This is a genomic window from Arthrobacter sp. AB6, assembly GCF_031844545.1.
Taxonomy (GTDB): domain Bacteria; phylum Actinomycetota; class Actinomycetes; order Actinomycetales; family Micrococcaceae; genus Arthrobacter.
Genome location: NZ_JAUZVL010000033.1, coordinates 19,365 through 35,804, shown reverse-complemented (window position 1 = coordinate 35,804; position 16,440 = coordinate 19,365). Strand labels below are relative to the sequence as shown.

Below are 16,440 nucleotides of genomic sequence, written 5' to 3'. Positions count from 1 at the left end.
AGGAACGCGAGGCAGCCCAGCAGCTCAAGACCGCCGCCGAGCCCCTGGCCACCCAGGTCACCGACGCCGCCAAGGACATGGCCCAGGACCTCAAGGAACCCGCCCAGGAAGCCATGGAAAACGTCAAAGCCACCGCCACCGACGCCGCCCAAAACGTCAAAGCCGAAGGCCAACACGCCGCCACCGACGTCAAAGACCGCGCCACCGACGCCGCAGACCACGTCAAAAACACCTAGATTCCACAACACCTAGGAACCCTTAGGTCAACGAAGGCCGGCTCCGCCTCGGAGCTGGCCTTCGCGGCGTTAAGAACTGATCCCTTCCGGCTAGCGCTTGCCCTTCTTCCGGGAGCCCTTGCCGCGTCCCTTGTCCGGGTTCGGGGCGTACCGCTGGGCAACCTTGGGCGCTTTTTTGGCTCCGGTGCCGCGCCGGTCCGGCTTGGGATCCTTCTTCACCTTGGCCGGCTGCGCCGAGGGCTGGCGGGAGCTCTGCGCCGTCCTGCCGCGCACGATCCCAATGAACTCCTCGATCACTTCGTCCGTGGAATCCGCGGGCCACACCAAGGCGATCTCCGTGCCCGGGGCGCCCGTCAGGCGCCGTGCCACGGTGTCCTTAACGTTGAAATGCCGGGCGACGGACATCGGCAGGATCACCAGGCCGGCACCTGAGGCCACCACCTGCAGGGCAGCCTCGGGCCCTCCCATTTCCGCGACGTCCAGGAAGGTTTCTTCGCCAAGGTCCGCCAGGGCCACCTCTTCAAAGACCGAAATTTCGTGGCCCTTGGGCGCTACCACCACAGGCTGTTCCTCGTAGAGCGGAATGACGTTCAGGCCCTCGCGCTCCACCGGAAGCCGGGCAAAGCTGAGCTCGGCGGAACCGTTGCGCAGCACCTCAACCTGCGCGCCGTCGTCGGCCATAAAGGACTCCAGCGGGACATCAAGCACGCGCTCTTCCCAGCGGCGGATCCACTTACCGGGCGTCACGCCGGCCACGTAGGCGAACCGGAGCACGCGGGGTGCCTCCTGCTCCGGGGATTCGTCGGGGGCAGGGCTTTGGGGGATGTTGTCGGAGGGCACGTCTTCACAGTACCGTCCGCCCGGATACCCTTGAAGCATGACCTCTGCAAACTCCCAGTCCATGAAGCCGGCCACCGTTGCCAAGAAACTTGGCATCTATCTGCCCGCAACACCGCAGGAGTTCCAGGATTCAACCATCACGCGCGCCGAGTTCGCCGAGCTCCAGGCCAACCCGCCGGAGTGGCTCGCCGAGTTGCGCCGCAACGGCCCGCACCCGCGCCCGGTGGTGGCGCAGAAGTTGAACGTTTCCATCAGCGGGCTGGCGCGTGGCGGCGTTGAGGAAGCGCTGACGACGGCGGAAATCACCGCGCTGCTCCAGGCTCCGCCGCAGTGGCTGGTTACCGAGCGCGCCACGCACGCCGCCGTCCGGGCCGAGGCCCAGCGTGTCAAGGAAGAGGCGGCCAAGAAGGAAGCCAAGAAGGCGCGCGCGTAGCCGCTTAGCCCTCGAAACCTAGGCTTGTTCGCGGATCCTGACCTTGAAGGTCCGGATCCGCGGACAAGCCTCTGTTATGTCAGGGCAGGTCTGTGTCGCGGCTCCTCAGCCAGGTCGCTTCAGTCCTGGTGCAGCTGGACGAAGTTCCCGCAGCCGTCGTCGAACACGGCGCTGATCCCGGAAGGATCTTCCGTGGGGCCGCTCTTGAAGCTGACCCCGGCTGCCAGCAGGCGCTCGTACTCAGCCTTCACATCCGGGACGCCGAACACTATGGCGGGGAGCCCGGCGTCGTGCACCGCGTTCATGTACGTGGAGCCGATGGGGTTGTCGCTGGGCTCCAGCAGCAGCCCGACAGATCCGTTGTCCGCGCCGGGGTCCTTGATGATGTACAGGTTGTACTCCGGCATGGCCATCAGCGTCTCAAAGCCCAGGGTTCCTGTGTAGAAATCGTGGGCGGCGGCCGGGTCCTTGACGTGGATGCTGCACATTTTGAGTCTCATGGTCCCAAGGTACGGTGCCTTGTCCCCGGGCAGAAGGGCATGCACCGAACCCGGAGTCCCGGCCATTGACCGGGCGGCCGGAAAACGTTGCAATGGAAGGACCACCCGGGCTGTTTGTCCGGGCCTTCAATGCCGGAGGTGCAAGGTGTCAGACATGGCCGAAGCCGCAGTGCAGGGCCTGCTGCAGGGGGCAGGTGCGGTGGTTTTGTGCGGCATGGTGCTGGTGGCCAGCGTTGCGGCCACGGTCTTTGTCATCCGGCGCCGCTCCCTCCTCGCACGGGAGGACACGGCAGAACGGCAGGACCAGCTCTTCTGGGATCTGTTCCTGGGCTCATCCGTGGCTGTTCCCGCCTTGCTGATCCCGGCGTTCATATCCCCGTGGGCGGGACTGTTCCTTGGCGGCGCGGGGGTGGCGGCCGGAGTGGCTGCGTACGTGGGCAGCCCGCGGTACCTGGCGTGGCGCAGCGGCCGCCGGGAATCCCTGCAGCAGGTAGCGGCGCACCGGGAAGCGCAGGCGCGCCACGACGAACTGATCGCGCGATGGCGCCGATATGAGCTGGATCCGGCCTGCATGATCGATTACCCGGCTTTGACGGACGTCCGGACACCGGAAACTTCCGCCCTCATCAAGGCCATGCGGCAGGCTGAGGCGCTGCGTGCGGTCCCCCACCAGGGGTATCCCGACGCCGTCACCAGCCTCGGTGCAACGCTCGCCGCTGCCGAGAGGGCAGCAGGCATTCCGGCCGAGCAGGCGTAGGCCCGGACGTTACCCGTTGTGTCGCTGCCATGGAACGCAGTAAGCAGCGGCGATAGCATCCGAAGATGGATCCTCAGGAATTACCAACCCGTGACCAGTTCGGCCGGCTGCTGGAAGACCGCGGGGTCTGGCGGCAGGCCACGACGCTCGCGGCCGCCGGCGAGCTGACCGCCCGGTGGCTGGAAGGGGCAAGCCAGTACCAGCCGGGCACGTTTGCGCCCGGCTTCGACGACGAAACCCGGCCGCTTGCCGCTGCCCTCGCCGAGCTGAACCGAAACGGGATGTTCACCAAGGAGTCCCAGCCCGGCATCAGAACCGAATCGGCTGCGCAGCGGCAGTACGTGACAGGGTTCTGCTCCGCCGCCGCGGCCACTGCCCTGCTGGCCCTGTCCACGCGCACGGAACTGGTGACGGTGGCCCATGCTCCCGGTGAGGCCAGCAGCGCAGCGATACCGGTGACCCTGGCCGGGACAGAAGTGACCACGGTGCTCGGGTCAAGCGAAAATCCGGTGAAGGAGGAGCAGGTCCAGGACTGGGCGGACGAAACCAACGATGCCCTGGCCCTGCTGCTGTCCGACTCCTGGTACGTGGAGGTCTTCGATCCCGCCTGGGGACGGAACGATCTCCTGCTGCCGGAGGTCCTCGCAGCGTTGCAAAGGGTGGAGCTGGACTAAAGCTCCACCGTGCCGCTCTCGCCGACGCTCATCCGGCTGTTGGTGACCTTGGACTTCACCCACTGGAACACCGTGGCGGCCGTTCCGCCGGGGCTCGTCCAGTATTCGGCGGATTCGGAATCGACCCGGAGCAGGCACACCTCGGGGGTGTCCGGTCCGTCGGGGGACGCTCCCCACCGCCAGCCTATTGATAGGCATGCCTATATTTCAGCCGGCCTGCTCCGGGATGCCACGGGCTATTCCTTCACCGCTCCGGCGCTGCTGTTCATGATCCGCTTCTGGAAGATGAAAAACACAATCGCCACAGGCACGGTCATCAACAGGGCGGCAGCCAGTTTGAGCGGATACTGGGTTCCCTGGCTCAGCTGCCCGGATGCGAGCTGTGCCACGCCTTTGGTCAGGGTGGTCAGCTCCGGGCTTTGGGTGGAAACGATGAAGTGGTTCAGCTCGTTCCAGGAACCCTGGAAGCTCAGGATCACGATGGTCATCAGGGCGGGCATGGACATGGGCAGCACAATCGACCAAAACGTCCGGAAGACTCCCGCGCCGTCGATCCGGGCCTGTTCCTCGATGGACGCCGGAACGGACTCAAAGAAGTTCTTCATGATGAACACCCCCGCGGCGTCCGCCAGGAGGGGCAGGACCATGCCTGAATAGGAGTCATACATGCCCAACTGGTTGAGCACCAGGAACTTGGGGATCAGCAGGACCACCCCCGGCACCGCCATGACGCCCACCAGGATGGCGAACACGGTGGCGCGCCCCCGGAACTGCAGCCGGGCAAGGGCATAGCCGGCCAGGGAGTCGAAGAACACCCGGCCGGCGGTGACCAGGACGGTGACGATCAGCGAGTTCACGGTCCACGACGGGAAGTCGGAATTGGCGAACAGTGCGGTGTATGCGGCCCCGGACCAGGTGGAGGGCAGCAGGCCAAGCGGGTTTGCCGCAGCCTCCGGCTCGGTCTTGAAGCTGGTGGCCAGCTGTACCAGGAACGGAAAGGAGTAGGCCAAGGCCAGGGCCGTGAGCAGCCCGTAGGCCAGCCAGCCTCCAGTGAAGCGGCGGCGGGCACCAGCGGCCGGTACCGGCGTCGTGTGTAAGTCCGGCCTGGGCCGGGTCTGGATGGTCATCGTGCACTGTCCTTATCCCGCAGCAGCCAGCGCTGGACCATCGCGAAGACAACGATGATGCCAAAGAGAATGAAGCTGATGGCCGCGCCCTGGCCCCACTGCTGGTTGTTGAAGGCGGAGTTGAAGCTGAGGTACGCGGGGGTGAGTGTCGTTTTGGACGGGCCGCCCTGGGTTCCCACATAGATCTGGTCGAAAACCTGCCAGCATCCAATCAGGCCCAGAGTAAGGACCGTGAACAGCGTGGGCTTGAGCATGGGCAGGGTGACGAACCAGAACCGCTGCCAGCCGGACGCTCCGTCCACCAGTGCCGCTTCCTGGACTTCAGATCCAAGCCCCTGCAGCGCCGCAATGAACAGCAGCATGAAGGTTCCGGACGTGGTGAAAACCGCCATGAGGATGAAGGCCGACATCGCGACGGACGGCCCGGACAGCCACTCCCACCAGCCGACGCCCAGGAACTGGCCGCCGGTGGCGGCGGGCCCCGCAATACCGACGGCGGAGAGCAGCAGGTGCAGCACCCCGCGTGGATCCTGGAACCAGTTGGGCCCCTGGACGCCCACGAAGCTGAGCACCTTGTTGACCACGCCCGTTGCACTGAAGAGGAACAGCCACAGCACCGTGATGGCCACCGAACTGGTAACGGAAGGGAAGTAGAAGGCCGTCCGGAACAGTCCGCGGCCCCGCAGCACCTCCCTGTTGACCAGCACGGCCAGGAACAGGCTCATGGCCGTCTGCAGGGGTACCACCAGCAGGACGTAATAGGCGTTGTTCCGCAGTGCCGTTCCGAAATCCTTTTCCGCCAGCCCGCCGCCGGCAACGATTGCCTGGTAGTTCTCGGTTCCCACGAACCCCACCCCCGGGCCGAAGGGGCTGCCCCGCCCGGTCCAGTCCGAGACGCTGACCCAGGCGGCCATCACCACGGGAACCAGGAGGAACAGTCCAAGGATCAGCACGACGGGCGCCACAAAGATCCAGCCGGCCAGCGCCTGCCTGCCGTGGATTCCTGCTGCTCGCGCTGCCACCGCTACTTTGCCCCCTCAAGGACCGGTTCCAGTGAATCCTGGGTGGAATCGAGGATGGCCTTGGGCTCCTTGTCTTTCAGCTGCTCCAGCTGGGCGTTGAAATCCGCCAGGACGTCAGCCGCGCCCTGCTGCAAGGGGGTCGTCTGGGCGTAATCTGCACCTGCCATGAAGGGTGCCAGGGCCGGGAAGGCTGCGGTCCACTCCTCACGGGCGGACTTGATGGACGGCATCACGCCGAAGGCCGCTGAGAAGGCCAGCTGGCTTTCCTTGCTGGTCAGCTGCTCCACCAGCTTCCGGGCGGCGTCCTTGTTCTTGCTGTCCGCCGCGATGCCCCAGCAGTTGGTGAAGGTCAGGGTCCCCTTGCCGCCCGGCCCCTCCGGCAGTTCGGCCACCTGGTAGTTGATGGCAGGGTAGTCCTTGTCCAGGGCACCCTGGATCCAGTTGCCCTCGATCACCATGGCGGCCTGGCCCTTGCCGAAGGCCTCGCCGCCCCAGCCTGCGCCAAGCTCGGAGCTGAACTTGGCCACGCCGTCGTTCATCATCTTCTTGACGAAGCCCAACGCCTCAACATTCTCTCCGCTGTTGGCACTGGCCTTGCCATCCTTCGCCAGGCCGCCTCCGGCCTGCGCGAAGAAGGCTCCCACGCGCTGGTACTCGGGGCCGAATGCCAGGCCCACGGTGCCGTCCCGGGTCAGCTTGGCGGCTGCGGCCTCGAGCTGCTCCCAGGTCCGGGGAACATCGGCTTCGGTTAGCCCTGCCTGGCTCCACAGGTCCCGGTTGATGACCAGCCCCAGCGTGGAGAAGTCCTTGGGTGCGCAGTAGAGCTTCCCGTCATAGGTGAAGGCTTCGGTCAGGGCTGGATAGAAGTCATCCTTATTGGCCAGCGCATCTCCATACGGCTCGAGTGAGCCGTTGCCCGCGTAGTTGGCCAGCTGGTCGGCCGAGACATAGAAGACATCGGCTGGCTTGCCGGAGGCGAAGCCCTGGCTCAGCTGTTGCGGCAGGTCCGAGGCGACGTTGACGGTGGCTTCCGTTCCGGCGCCGGCGGACCAGTCAGCCACAGCCGTTTTCACTGCGGTGGATTCCGCTTCCCCCGAGGACGCGATGAGAACGTTCAGCGGGCCGCCGGCGCCAGGGGTTTCCGAGCCGCCCGCGCCACCGCCGCTGAAACCGGAGCCGCAGCCAACCAGGGCGAGGGTGGCGAGGGCAGTGACGGCGCCGGCCAGCACGCGGGATGCTTTCTGTTTTTGGGCAGGGTGTAGTGCAGTCATCATTGTCTGATCCTTAGTTGGGGTTTGTTGTGGCTGTAAAAGCTAGTGGCTGAACGGCTGGAGGTCCCGAAGTTCAAGCCTGGGACGCAGCAGCACGTGCTGCGGTTCCGCCGTCGGGCTGTTCAAATGGCCGAGCAGGAGCCGCATGACCTCGCCGGCCGCGGATTCCACGGGCTGTGACACGCTGGAAAGGCCGACGGCGGCGGCCACCGGGGTGTTGTCGAAGCCGACGACGGCTGAGGCCAGGCCGGGCTGGTCGGACTGCCGCAGGTACGCGCTGGCGCCGAGGGCGAGGCTGTCACTGGCGCAGACGAAGGCGGTGGCTCCCTTGGCCAGCAGGTAAGCCGCGCCCGAGGAGCCGCTGGCAGCGGTGTCTTCGCCGGAGTAGTTGAGCGGTGCAGGGTCTTCCGTCCCGAAATGTTCCGCCATCGCCTCCTGCCACCCGGCCCGCCGGTCCCCGCCCACACCGGAACCGTCCGGCCAGCCGATGTAGCCGACCTTCCGGTGCCCTGCCGCGATGAGGTGTTCGGTGGCTTCGCGTGTCCCGCTACGGCCGTCGACGTCCACCCACGAATGGCTGGCTTCGCGCACATCGCTCCCCGAGTTCCAGGGCCGGCCGAAGGCTACGAACGGAATCCCGCGTTGAACGAGCCAGGCGGCCCGCTGATCGTCATGGTGGGTTGCCGTGAGGATGAAGCCGTCAAGGTCAGCCTCCGTGACCAGCTCCTCGTACCGGCTGATTTCCTCCTCGTCCGAGTCCGCGCAGTAGAGCGTCACGCGGTATCCGTGGCCGTGTGCAGCCTCCGTAAGCCCGTACAGGAAATCCGTGAGTACCGTGCCGCTGATTCCGTTGCCGGCCGGCTGCAGCCGCATGCCGATGTTCCGTGACACATGGTTGCGCAACTGCCGGGCGGCCGCGTTGGGCCGATAGCCGCTTTCTTCGATTGCCCTGGCCACCCGGATGCGAGTCTCTTCCTTGACCCGGTGTGGCGCGTTCAAAACATTGGAGATCGTTTGCCGGGATACTCCGAGCTGCTCGGCGAGGTCCACAATAGTCACCCGTGACGCCATCGCCCGTCTCCTTTGGTTCGATCCCCGGCTTCCTCGCCCTTATATGGGGAAGCCCTGCCGGGGATGTTGCAATCCCTGCTGATGTCATAAACAATATGAACGTTCAAATCCCCTGTCAATCCTTTGAGCGCGCCTGCCGGTAAAAAGTTTTGAACGATCAAATAATCAGGCCGCTCCTCATGCCCCAGGAGTTTCCACGTGACCCATCAGCCTTTTATGCATGACTTGTCCGGAGTCTTTGCCGCACCCGTGCAGGCCTGGTCCGAACCGGACGGCCAGATCAGGGGTGCCGAAGCCCAGGGCATCTACTGCTCTGACGAGCGGGTTGTTTCCGTCGCGGTGCTGACCGTGGACGGCGTGGAACCCCGGTGGGTTTCAACCCAGACGCACGGGGCGGACAGCGTGAGCTACCTGAGCTTCATCCGAACGGACCCCGCCGTTGCGGACCCGCTCGTGTCCCTGCGCCGGACGCGTGCGGCGGATGGATCCGGGGTCAGCGAATCGTTTGAGATCGTCTCCGCCCAGGACAGCCCGGCCACGTTTGCCGTGGAACTCCGTATGACCGCTGACAACACTCCCCTGGAACGGATCAAGCAGGGGCAGTCCTCGGCACACCCGCCACAGGTCCGTCCGGAAGGATGGCAGTGGCGGGATGATCACACCAACCTGCAGCTCTCTTTCACCGGATCGCCAACTCTCAGCGCCGGCGGAGCCGTCGTGACCGCAACCTGGCTGGTGACGGTGCCCGCCGACGGCAGCACAGGGTTTTCCTGGCGCCTGACTGCGCGTGATTCCGCTGCCCCCATGATGGCGCCACGCACTCAGGGACTGGCAATTCCTGTGCAGTCCGCGGCGGGGGCGGACGCGCCCCGGGAACACGGCACAGCGGACATCGCCCGGTTGCTGCACCATGCCCTCAGCGACATCAACGGCCTGCGGATGGCTGACCGGAACTCCCCGGATGACACTTTCCTGGCTGCGGGCGCGCCCTGGTTCTTCACGATGTTCGGCCGTGACTCCCTGATTGCGGCGCGGATGCTGCTCCCCATCGACACGACCCTTGCGGCCGGCACCCTTCGGGCATTGGCCAAGCGCCAGGGTGTCCAGGAGGATACGGCCACCGCGGAGCAGCCGGGCAAAATCCTCCATGAGGTCCGGCGCGTCACCAACACCGTCACTTTGGACGGGAAAGTTTCCCTCCCGCCGGTCTATTACGGGACGATCGATGCCACCCCGCTGTGGATCATGCTGCTGCACGAGGCGTGGCAGGCAGGCATGCCGGAGGACGAGGTGCGTGACCTGATGCCGCACCTGGCGCGCGCGCTTGGCTGGCTCCGGGACCACGCCGACCCGGACGGCGACGGCTTCCTGGAATACCTGGATACATCGGGCCACGGACTGGCCAACCAGGGCTGGAAGGACAGCGGCGACTCCATCCGCTGGCACAACGGCAGCCTGGCGGAGGGCTCCATCGCACTGTGTGAAGTGCAGGGGTACGCATACGCGGCTGCCCTCGCCGGCGCCGACCTGCTGGAGGCCTTCGGGGAAGGGGAGGCCATTGCCGAGGCGGTGGAATGGCGCGCATATGCGGCGGCAATGAGCGAGCGCTTTCGGGCAACGTTCTGGTGCGAAGACGAAACCGGGCGGTATCCGGCGATCGCCCTGGATGCCGCGAAGAACCCCGTGGATGGCGTGGCAAGCAACATGGGGCACCTCCTCGGCACCGGAATCCTGAATGCCGAGGAAACGGAAACAGTAGTCCGGCGGCTGATGGACCCCGCCATGTACTCCGGCTACGGCATCCGGACCATCTCCACCACCAACGCCGCCTACTGGCCCACCAGGTACCACGCGGGATCGGTATGGACGCACGACAGCGCCATGATCCTGGGCGGCCTGCTCTCCGACGGGTACGTGAACGAAGCACGGCGGCTCGCCGGCGGTCTGCTCAGGGCGGCACAGGGGTTCAACTGGCGCCTTCCGGAGTTGTTTGCCGGCCATGGCGCCGCGGACATGTGGCCCCCGGTTCCGTACCCTGCCTCCTGCCGTCCCCAGGCCTGGGCTGCGGCTTCAGCCGTCCCGGTGGCCCAGGCGCTGGGATACCTGGATTCGAAGGCATCCGACAGCACCCTCCCAGGCATACCGCTGGAACCAGCCACTGCGTGAGGGCGCCCGGGCTCAGGCGGGAACGGCCACGCGGGCTGCCGCGCAGATGCTGGCGGCAGTCCGCTGGCCCATCCGGATGGCGCCATCGACGTGCTGGTACCCTTCGGCGGCAAGGTCGGAGGAGGACCAGTAGATAGGCCCGACGGGGGCATGCTGGTCCTTGCCGTAGCGGTGGAGTCCGCCGAGGTCGTAGCTGGACGCGTAGGCGCCGCGGGTCCATTCCTCCGAGCCCCAGTCGGACTCGTAGTAGACCTCGGGCTCGAGCGCTTCGGCGCCGAGGAAGCCGGCGACGGACTCCAGGATGGCGCGCTTGCGTTCGTCGGCACCCAACTCGAAGACGGCGTCGGCCTTTTCATCGGAGACGAAGCCCACCAGGGTGCCCCTGGTATCGCCGAAGTTGGTGTTGTCGTAGACCTCCTGCACCAAGGACCCGGCGCCGAAGCAGGTGCCGGACAGGCCGGAGCTGCGCCAGAACGGGCGACTGTAGACGGCGTGCACCTTGATCACCAGGCCCAGCGACTGGTGCTGGTGCATCTGGTGCTGGCGGCGCGGCAGCGGCGGGTTGAACGAGACGCGGGAGTAGAGGTTGGGCGGCACGGCCATGATCACGAACCGGGCCTTGACGGTGGCACGGTCCGATTCGACGGTGACGCGGTGGCCGCCGTCGGGGTCCGGCTCCCAGTTGATGGTACGCACCGGGGAATTAAGGACGACGTCGTCCCCCAGGTCCCGCGCGAGCAGCAGGGAGACCTGCTGCATGCCGCCCACCACGCGGCGGTCCAGGATGAAGTCCTCGTCGGTGAGATGGGTGAAGGACCCCGCCGAGGCGGCCATCAGCACGGCCTGCAGGGCGGAGAACGCGTGCGCGGGCTTGGTGAGCATGCCGCCGGCAATGAAGAGGCCGATGTTGTTGCAGGCCTCTTCATTGCCGGAGTGCCGGCGGAGCCAATGGTGGAAGGAGACGGTGTCCAGTTCCCGAGCCCTGGGGTGGGCCCAGGGCTCGGCCGGGCCGATCTCGGCGGCGAGGCTGTCCAGCAGGTTGATGAGTTTGTTCATCTCGGCTTCGGTATCCGGGCCTACGGGGAAGGTGTCGCCTGCGTAGCGGACGGGGATGCCGTCCTTGCCGATATACATCGAATCGCCCTCGCGGTAGCGGGGATAGGTCTGGAGGCCGAGTTCCTGGAGGAGGTCGAGGAGCACGGTCTGGTCCGGCGAGACCCACTGGCCGCCGATTTCGAGCATGGCGCCGTCCACGGTGTCGGTCCAGGTGCGGCCGCCAACGCGGTCGCGTGCCTCCAGTACGGCGACGCTCAGGCCGGCCTTCTTCAGTTCACGGGCTGCGGTGAGTCCCGAGGGTCCGGCTCCGACGACCACGACGTCGCGGTTCAGGTTCAGCATGGTGTCCTCTCTTGGGTTCCTTTGCCGGGAACCAATAAATGAATGACGTTCATTTATGAGAACTATAGCTGTTTGGCTCCGGGACCGGAAGTGCCGGATGGAATAATGCTGGAGACCACCAACGAAAGGCCAGTGATGCCGGCAGGACCAGCTGTACAGGGACGCTCCGCGAAGAATCCCGGAACCCCCGCTGGAGCTGCGGGGGCCAGGAGGCGCGCGGGACGACCGTCCGCCGCACTGCTGGACAAGGCGGGGATCACGGCGGCTGCGCTGGAGCTCATCAACCGCAAGGGCTATGACGGGCTCACGATGGCGGGCCTGGCCAAGGAACTGGACGTGGCGCCGTCGGCCCTTTACAACCACGTCACCTCGAAACGGGACGTCCTGCTCCTGGTGGAGGACCACTTGACCTCACTGGTGGATGTGTCCGATTTTGGCTCGGCTCCCTGGGAAGAGGCGGTACGGAGCTGGGCGTGGAGCTACCGGAACGTCTTCGCCCGGCATACGCCGCTCATTCCGGTCATTGCCGTGCTTCCGGTGACGGACGCGCCGCAGACGCTGGCGATGTACGAGACCGTAAGCAAGGGATTCCTCGACGCCGGCTTTCCACAGGATCGGGTGGTGTCCTCGATCGTGGCGATGGAGTCCTTTATCTTCGGCTCTGCGTACGACGTGACAGCGCCGGCGGACATCTTCGATTCGGGCACGATGGCTGAATCGACACCCCACTTCACCGCCGCAGTGCGGAGCGCCGCGAATGGCGGCGGGTCCCCCGCGGATGCGGCCTTCAGCCTGGGGCTGGAGGCGCTGATTTCCGGGCTGGGGGCCCTTCGGGGGTAGGAGCTGCGGTGAAGCTGAGCAGGCAGCCGTGTGGAAAGTATCCGGCCGCAACCACTCGATCTTGAGCTCCCGTCCGATCTTTTCCCCGTCCGCCAGTGGCCGCACCACTCTCTCGAACAGATGGAGACCAACGGCCCAGTTGTCCACAGTGCGTCGATCATGGCGACGCCCGTTGTCGACCTCAGCGCCCGGACGGCGGCGGCAATCAAGATCGCTGTAACAACCTCGCCCTAAGGCAGGTTCCCGGCCTTACAAGACTCAGCCGTCCTTGGATATCCGAGCTTCTTGGCGCTCCCACAGATGGAATGTTTCGAATGATTCGCCGGCAGCCTTAGGGCCTCAGGCCTCGCCCCCAGATCAGGGAAGTAGTGTGTATAATCAGGTGCTCGCTGCTCACGTCGTACTGCGCAAAACGGCCTACGTGGTGAACTTTTAATCGACTTCTATGGCGAACTCTCCGCCTCAAACGAGGCGTCGGCCACCTCTCTTCGGGATGGCTCCAAATGGGGTTCTCGAAACACGTTCCCGGCGCAGAACTGGCATGCACGGGTATTCATGGGACGGGAGTAGCCAGCCGCCTCCGTCATTTGCCCGACGGTGAACGGCGCACTCACACTGCTCGGTGGCGGGGCCGGTGTTAGCTCATGACAGAAAGCTCCTCCGGCTGTAGGCTCCGAATATGCCTGAGGGTCGGAAGCGCCTTGAGCCGCGTATGACGCGGGGCGGATTTCGCTGGCAGCTGGTCATGGTGTCCTTCATGGCCGTAAACGCAATCGTGCAAATTGCATTCCGGTGGAATCAAGCTTGGGGTCCCTTTCTTTACCTCATGCTGGCAATGCTGATTATCTGCGCGGCCTTCACCGCCTATTTGCTCTATGTGCGCCACTACGACGGTCATTTCTGGGACGAGGAAGAAGCCCGTCGCCAGGACTGGGATCGTCGGGGCCGGCAGCTTTAGGTATGCCCTCACGGACGCAAGCGAAACCGAGCCGTTCTAGTTTCTCGGGCTTTCGTGCAGGACGGACTCGTTTTACTGCTGCGATGTACCGGGCATAGGCGGATGCCGAGTCGGTGGCGTGGCGTTCGATGGTAGTCGGGGAGTAGCCGAGGGTTTCGGCGATGATGGCCACGGGTGCGAGTTTGGTGAGTTCGTGGAGGGTTCCGAGTCGCGCGGCGCGGGTGCTGAAGAGCTTGCTGAGTCGGGTTGTGAGGTGCCCTGGGTGGATGTGGCGTCCGGGTGATGTTCCGCGGAATACCCACTTGGTGTTGGGGTGTGCTGCGGTCAGTTCGTGGCCTGGGTTTGCGGCGAGCTCCCGCCATGGCTGGGCTAACGGGTCCGGCAGCGCAATTTTGGTGGTTCCGAGTTGGATGGTGACTAAGTCTTCAGTGACTGTGACGTCGTCCCAGGTCAGCCGGGCGATGTTTTCGGCTTGTTGTCCGAAGACGAGGATGAGGATCGCGGCGGCCCGGTCACGGGTCTCGAGTGCGTTGGTGTGGATGATTTGTTCGAGCGCTTTGTCTTGCCCGATCTTGGGGAGTCTTGGGCTGGTGCCGCGGCGGTGCGGAACGATGGTGAGCCCCGCTGGGGCGGCCTTGGTTTTGATGGCCCATTTGAGGAAGCGCTCAGCGATGCGTCTCGTCGTGGGCCCCTCGGATTGCCATACATCAAGGTGGGACTGCTGCAGTTCCGGCAGTTTGATGTCATGACCGGTGAGCCAGTTCAGGAGGTCGATGGCGACGGTGACGTCCTGTTTGGCGCGCAGGAAGGTGCCGCGGGGGACTTCGTCCATGAGGTTCATGCGTCGCTGGTGATGCCATCGGATGTAGCGGCGGATCACGTCAAGGTTCTGTGGGTCGCTGACGCGTTCCATGGCTTGGGTGGCCCAGCTTTCGTATCGAATCAGGAACGCATTTCGCTGGGGGAGCACCCCGTGTTCGATGAGGAGCCCTCGGACGTACTCGCGGGTGCGGGAGTCGGGCAGTTCATCGAAGGTGTCGTGATTGATTTTGGGTGCGGTAGCGAGGTCACGAAGGAAGGCCGTGACGTGCTTTTGCCGGATCCAGGTCATGCCGCTGTTGGCCCGTTTCATTGACTTCAGTGCCGCCGCCAGCGGGATCAGTTCCGTGGCCATGATTCCCGTAGCTGGGTCTGTAAGCAGGTCGTCTACGATGTCGCCGAGGACGCAGGTCCAGCAGCGTCCACCACTGTAAAGTTCGTCTTCGGCGCCGCAGCCCACACAGTCGACGTTGAGCCGAACGCCCGAGCAGCTGCGGCATGCCGGCTCCTCATCGATAATTCCCGGCAGGACACCTTCGTGGCGGCAGGCGCAGACTCCACGGGTGCGCTTTGCCTGCTGATAGCAGTAGCCGCAAACGCCGCCGTCTGGCCAGCGCGCGACGGTTTGATGGTGCTGACCGCAGCGACTGCAGGGAACCGGCCAGCGGATCGGGTCCTCTGCTTTGCGTGGCCTACTCACCGTCCTCAGAAGCGACGAGGCGGACACGTCGTGCGATGGGGTTGCCTGGTTGGATGCCGAGGTCTTCGCTGCGCTTGGGGGCGTTGGCTGTCGCCGCGGCGCGCATTTCCACGAATGGTTCGAACAGGTCGTTGGGTGTGCAGTCCAGGATGTCGCAGAGCGCGGCGAATGTCCTTGCCGGAATGCGCTCCGGCGTGGAGGTGACCAGCCTGTAGACCTGGCTTTCGGAGAGGTTGATGCCTCGGGATTTCAGGAGCGGCATCAGTTCGGTGGTCTTCCACAGGTTCTGCTTTGCCATCAGGGCTCGCAAGTTCCAGCGGTAGCCGATCCGGCGCTGTTCAGTCATCTGGGTTCTCCAAGTTCGTGATGCGGCGTGCAATCATCTGCTGCACGGTTTTCTGCTTGAAGTCCGACGATACCGAGGTGTAGAGCCCGGTGGTCGAGGCGTAGGAGTGGCCAACCTGAGTCTGCACGAAGGCCGCGTCGTAGCCGGCTTCGATCAGGTGGGTCACGTAGGAATGCCTGAGGCAATGCAGACCCAGCTCCTGGGGCAGGCCGACGGCATCCCGGGCAGCGGCGAACGCATCCCCGAAGGAGCCCAGGGACATCCGGGCGCCACGCTCGCTGGGCCATAACGCCGAGGACCGTTCAGCGGTGGGGAACTGCTGCCTCATGCCGCCGGCTGTCCAGGTCTTGAGCTGGTCCACGACCCAGTCGAACTCCGGCACGGTCAGCACGGTGCGCCGTCTGGGTCCTGAGCCTGCTGTGCCTTTGGCGAACCGTACCTGGACTGCTCCGAACCGGCCGTAGTCGCTGACGTGCGGGTTCGGGCCGAAGTCTTCCAGGTCCAGCATGGTCATTTCGCGTCGGCGAAGCCCGTAGGCGTAACAGACTTTGAACGCCACCGAGTCGCGGAACAGGGGCAGCCAACGCTTGCTGCCAGCGGCGTATTCCCTGTCGACAAGGTCATCGATGTGGTCGAAAAGCCGCTGCAGTTCCGCCTTGGTGAAGGACCGCTTCTTAGCCGGGACGGCATCATCGGTGGTGTGCCGTGGCATGTTCCACTCGAAGCAGATCTGGCTCGGAATATCGCCGAAGGTTCGTTCGCAGAACTCGCCCCAGCCATAGCCAGGATGCGTCAGGTAAGAGCAGAACATCGCCACTGCGTTGCTGTACGAGCGCAACGTCTTCAGGCTGATCGGTTTCTCGCCCGAGCGCAGGTCGGCCAGGAAGTCATCGATGTCGGCGGGGCGCCATTGCCACGGGAATTCACCCGTAAAGCGCTGAAAACGCTCCAGCAGCTGGCAGCGCTGCTTGATGGTCTGAGTCGTGAGGCCGCGTGCCAGCATCTGCGCCCGCCAGCCATCGAGCATGGCAGTGAAAACCCGTTCATCAGCCCTGAACAGCCCAATGTACGGATCCACCAGCATCCGCGGGACGAAACCTGGAACGGCACCACTCACAACGACCCCTAAACCATGGAAACATGCATTAGATGCAGGAAACCTACTGCTATAAGTGATCCAAGGGCAAATTCAGCCGTCGGTGTGAGGAGCGCGCGTCACCAGCAAAGCCCTGTTGACCTGGGGAAACGCTGGATTCGTCAGGGGAAGGGAGTTCTCGCAGCT

Annotated in this window: 15 protein-coding genes and 2 pseudogenes; 6 read left to right on the top strand and 11 right to left on the bottom strand. The window is 64.9% G+C overall.

The window, feature by feature from the left end:
• Positions 1–236: pseudogene (locus tag Q9R30_RS18585) on the top strand (hypothetical protein); the annotation flags it as partial.
• 90 nt (positions 237–326) lie between these two features.
• Here the strand turns inward: Q9R30_RS18585 and Q9R30_RS18580 are convergent.
• Positions 327–1,151 carry a LysR family transcriptional regulator substrate-binding protein gene (locus Q9R30_RS18580; RefSeq protein ID WP_311218517.1) on the bottom strand — a complete coding sequence of 275 codons (825 nt, stop codon included), beginning with the start codon at positions 1,149–1,151 and terminating at the stop codon, positions 327–329.
• Here Q9R30_RS18580 and Q9R30_RS18575 point away from each other — a divergent pair.
• Positions 1,114–1,509, top strand: a complete 396-nt coding sequence (locus Q9R30_RS18575; protein WP_104996304.1) for a DUF5997 family protein — start codon at positions 1,114–1,116, stop codon at positions 1,507–1,509. The genes Q9R30_RS18580 and Q9R30_RS18575 overlap by 38 nt on opposite strands.
• Positions 1,510–1,628: 119 nt before the next feature.
• On the opposite strand, the gene Q9R30_RS18570 is transcribed toward Q9R30_RS18575, so the two are convergent.
• Positions 1,629–2,009 carry a VOC family protein gene (locus tag Q9R30_RS18570; protein WP_104999549.1) on the bottom strand — a complete coding sequence of 127 codons (381 nt, stop codon included), beginning with the start codon at positions 2,007–2,009 and terminating at the stop codon, positions 1,629–1,631.
• 154 nt (positions 2,010–2,163) lie between these two features.
• Here Q9R30_RS18570 and Q9R30_RS18565 point away from each other — a divergent pair, with 154 nt between their 5' ends.
• Both Q9R30_RS18565 and Q9R30_RS18560 read left to right on the top strand, forming a co-directional pair.
• Positions 2,164–2,766: a hypothetical protein gene (locus Q9R30_RS18565; RefSeq protein WP_104999548.1), complete on the top strand. Its 603-nt coding sequence runs from the start codon at positions 2,164–2,166 to the stop codon at positions 2,764–2,766.
• A gap of 65 nt (positions 2,767–2,831) precedes the next feature.
• A complete protein-coding gene (locus tag Q9R30_RS18560) occupies positions 2,832–3,440 on the top strand; it encodes a DUF6919 domain-containing protein (protein ID WP_104996303.1) in 609 nt (202 codons plus the stop codon).
• Here Q9R30_RS18560 and Q9R30_RS18555 read toward each other — a convergent pair.
• From Q9R30_RS18555 to Q9R30_RS18535, 5 genes and pseudogenes are all read right to left on the bottom strand, one after another.
• A pseudogene (locus tag Q9R30_RS18555) lies at positions 3,437–3,604 on the bottom strand (pyridoxamine 5'-phosphate oxidase family protein); the annotation flags it as partial. The gene Q9R30_RS18560 and the pseudogene Q9R30_RS18555 overlap by 4 nt on opposite strands.
• A gap of 72 nt (positions 3,605–3,676) precedes the next feature.
• Positions 3,677–4,567 (bottom strand): carbohydrate ABC transporter permease, encoded by an 891-nt coding sequence (locus tag Q9R30_RS18550; protein ID WP_104996302.1) that lies wholly within the window; start codon positions 4,565–4,567, stop codon positions 3,677–3,679.
• Entirely contained in the window at positions 4,564–5,589 is a 1,026-nt protein-coding gene (locus tag Q9R30_RS18545) for a carbohydrate ABC transporter permease (protein ID WP_104996301.1), read from the bottom strand. The genes Q9R30_RS18550 and Q9R30_RS18545 overlap by 4 nt, the downstream gene beginning before the upstream one ends.
• Before the next feature lie 2 nt (positions 5,590–5,591).
• Positions 5,592–6,863: an extracellular solute-binding protein gene (locus tag Q9R30_RS18540; RefSeq protein WP_104996300.1), complete on the bottom strand. Its 1,272-nt coding sequence runs from the start codon at positions 6,861–6,863 to the stop codon at positions 5,592–5,594.
• A gap of 39 nt (positions 6,864–6,902) precedes the next feature.
• Complete coding sequence (locus Q9R30_RS18535; protein WP_311218516.1) at positions 6,903–7,931, bottom strand: LacI family DNA-binding transcriptional regulator; 1,029 nt, start codon at positions 7,929–7,931, stop codon at positions 6,903–6,905.
• Between the two features lie 198 nt (positions 7,932–8,129).
• On the opposite strand from Q9R30_RS18535, the gene Q9R30_RS18530 reads away from it, so the two are divergent.
• Positions 8,130–10,097, top strand: coding sequence for a glycogen debranching N-terminal domain-containing protein (locus tag Q9R30_RS18530; protein WP_311218515.1), 1,968 nt, complete (start codon positions 8,130–8,132; stop codon positions 10,095–10,097).
• Positions 10,098–10,109: 12 nt separating this feature from the next.
• Here the strand turns inward: Q9R30_RS18530 and Q9R30_RS18525 are convergent, their stop codons facing one another.
• Positions 10,110–11,495: an NAD(P)/FAD-dependent oxidoreductase gene (locus Q9R30_RS18525; protein WP_311218514.1), complete on the bottom strand. Its 1,386-nt coding sequence runs from the start codon at positions 11,493–11,495 to the stop codon at positions 10,110–10,112.
• A gap of 105 nt (positions 11,496–11,600) precedes the next feature.
• Between Q9R30_RS18525 and Q9R30_RS18520 the strand changes: the two genes are divergently transcribed.
• Complete coding sequence (locus Q9R30_RS18520; RefSeq protein WP_311218513.1) at positions 11,601–12,335, top strand: TetR/AcrR family transcriptional regulator C-terminal domain-containing protein; 735 nt, start codon at positions 11,601–11,603, stop codon at positions 12,333–12,335.
• A gap of 857 nt (positions 12,336–13,192) precedes the next feature.
• Here Q9R30_RS18520 and Q9R30_RS18515 read toward each other — a convergent pair.
• From Q9R30_RS18515 to Q9R30_RS18505, 3 genes are all read right to left on the bottom strand, one after another.
• Positions 13,193–14,467 (bottom strand): Fis family transcriptional regulator, encoded by a 1,275-nt coding sequence (locus tag Q9R30_RS18515; RefSeq protein WP_311218512.1) that lies wholly within the window; start codon positions 14,465–14,467, stop codon positions 13,193–13,195.
• 337 nt (positions 14,468–14,804) lie between these two features.
• Positions 14,805–15,158 carry a helix-turn-helix transcriptional regulator gene (locus Q9R30_RS18510; protein ID WP_311218511.1) on the bottom strand — a complete coding sequence of 118 codons (354 nt, stop codon included), beginning with the start codon at positions 15,156–15,158 and terminating at the stop codon, positions 14,805–14,807.
• On the bottom strand, positions 15,151–16,275 hold the full coding sequence (locus Q9R30_RS18505; protein ID WP_311218510.1) for a tyrosine-type recombinase/integrase: 1,125 nt from the start codon (positions 16,273–16,275) through the stop codon (positions 15,151–15,153). The genes Q9R30_RS18510 and Q9R30_RS18505 overlap by 8 nt, the downstream gene beginning before the upstream one ends.
• Between the last annotated feature and the right edge of the window lie 165 nt (positions 16,276–16,440).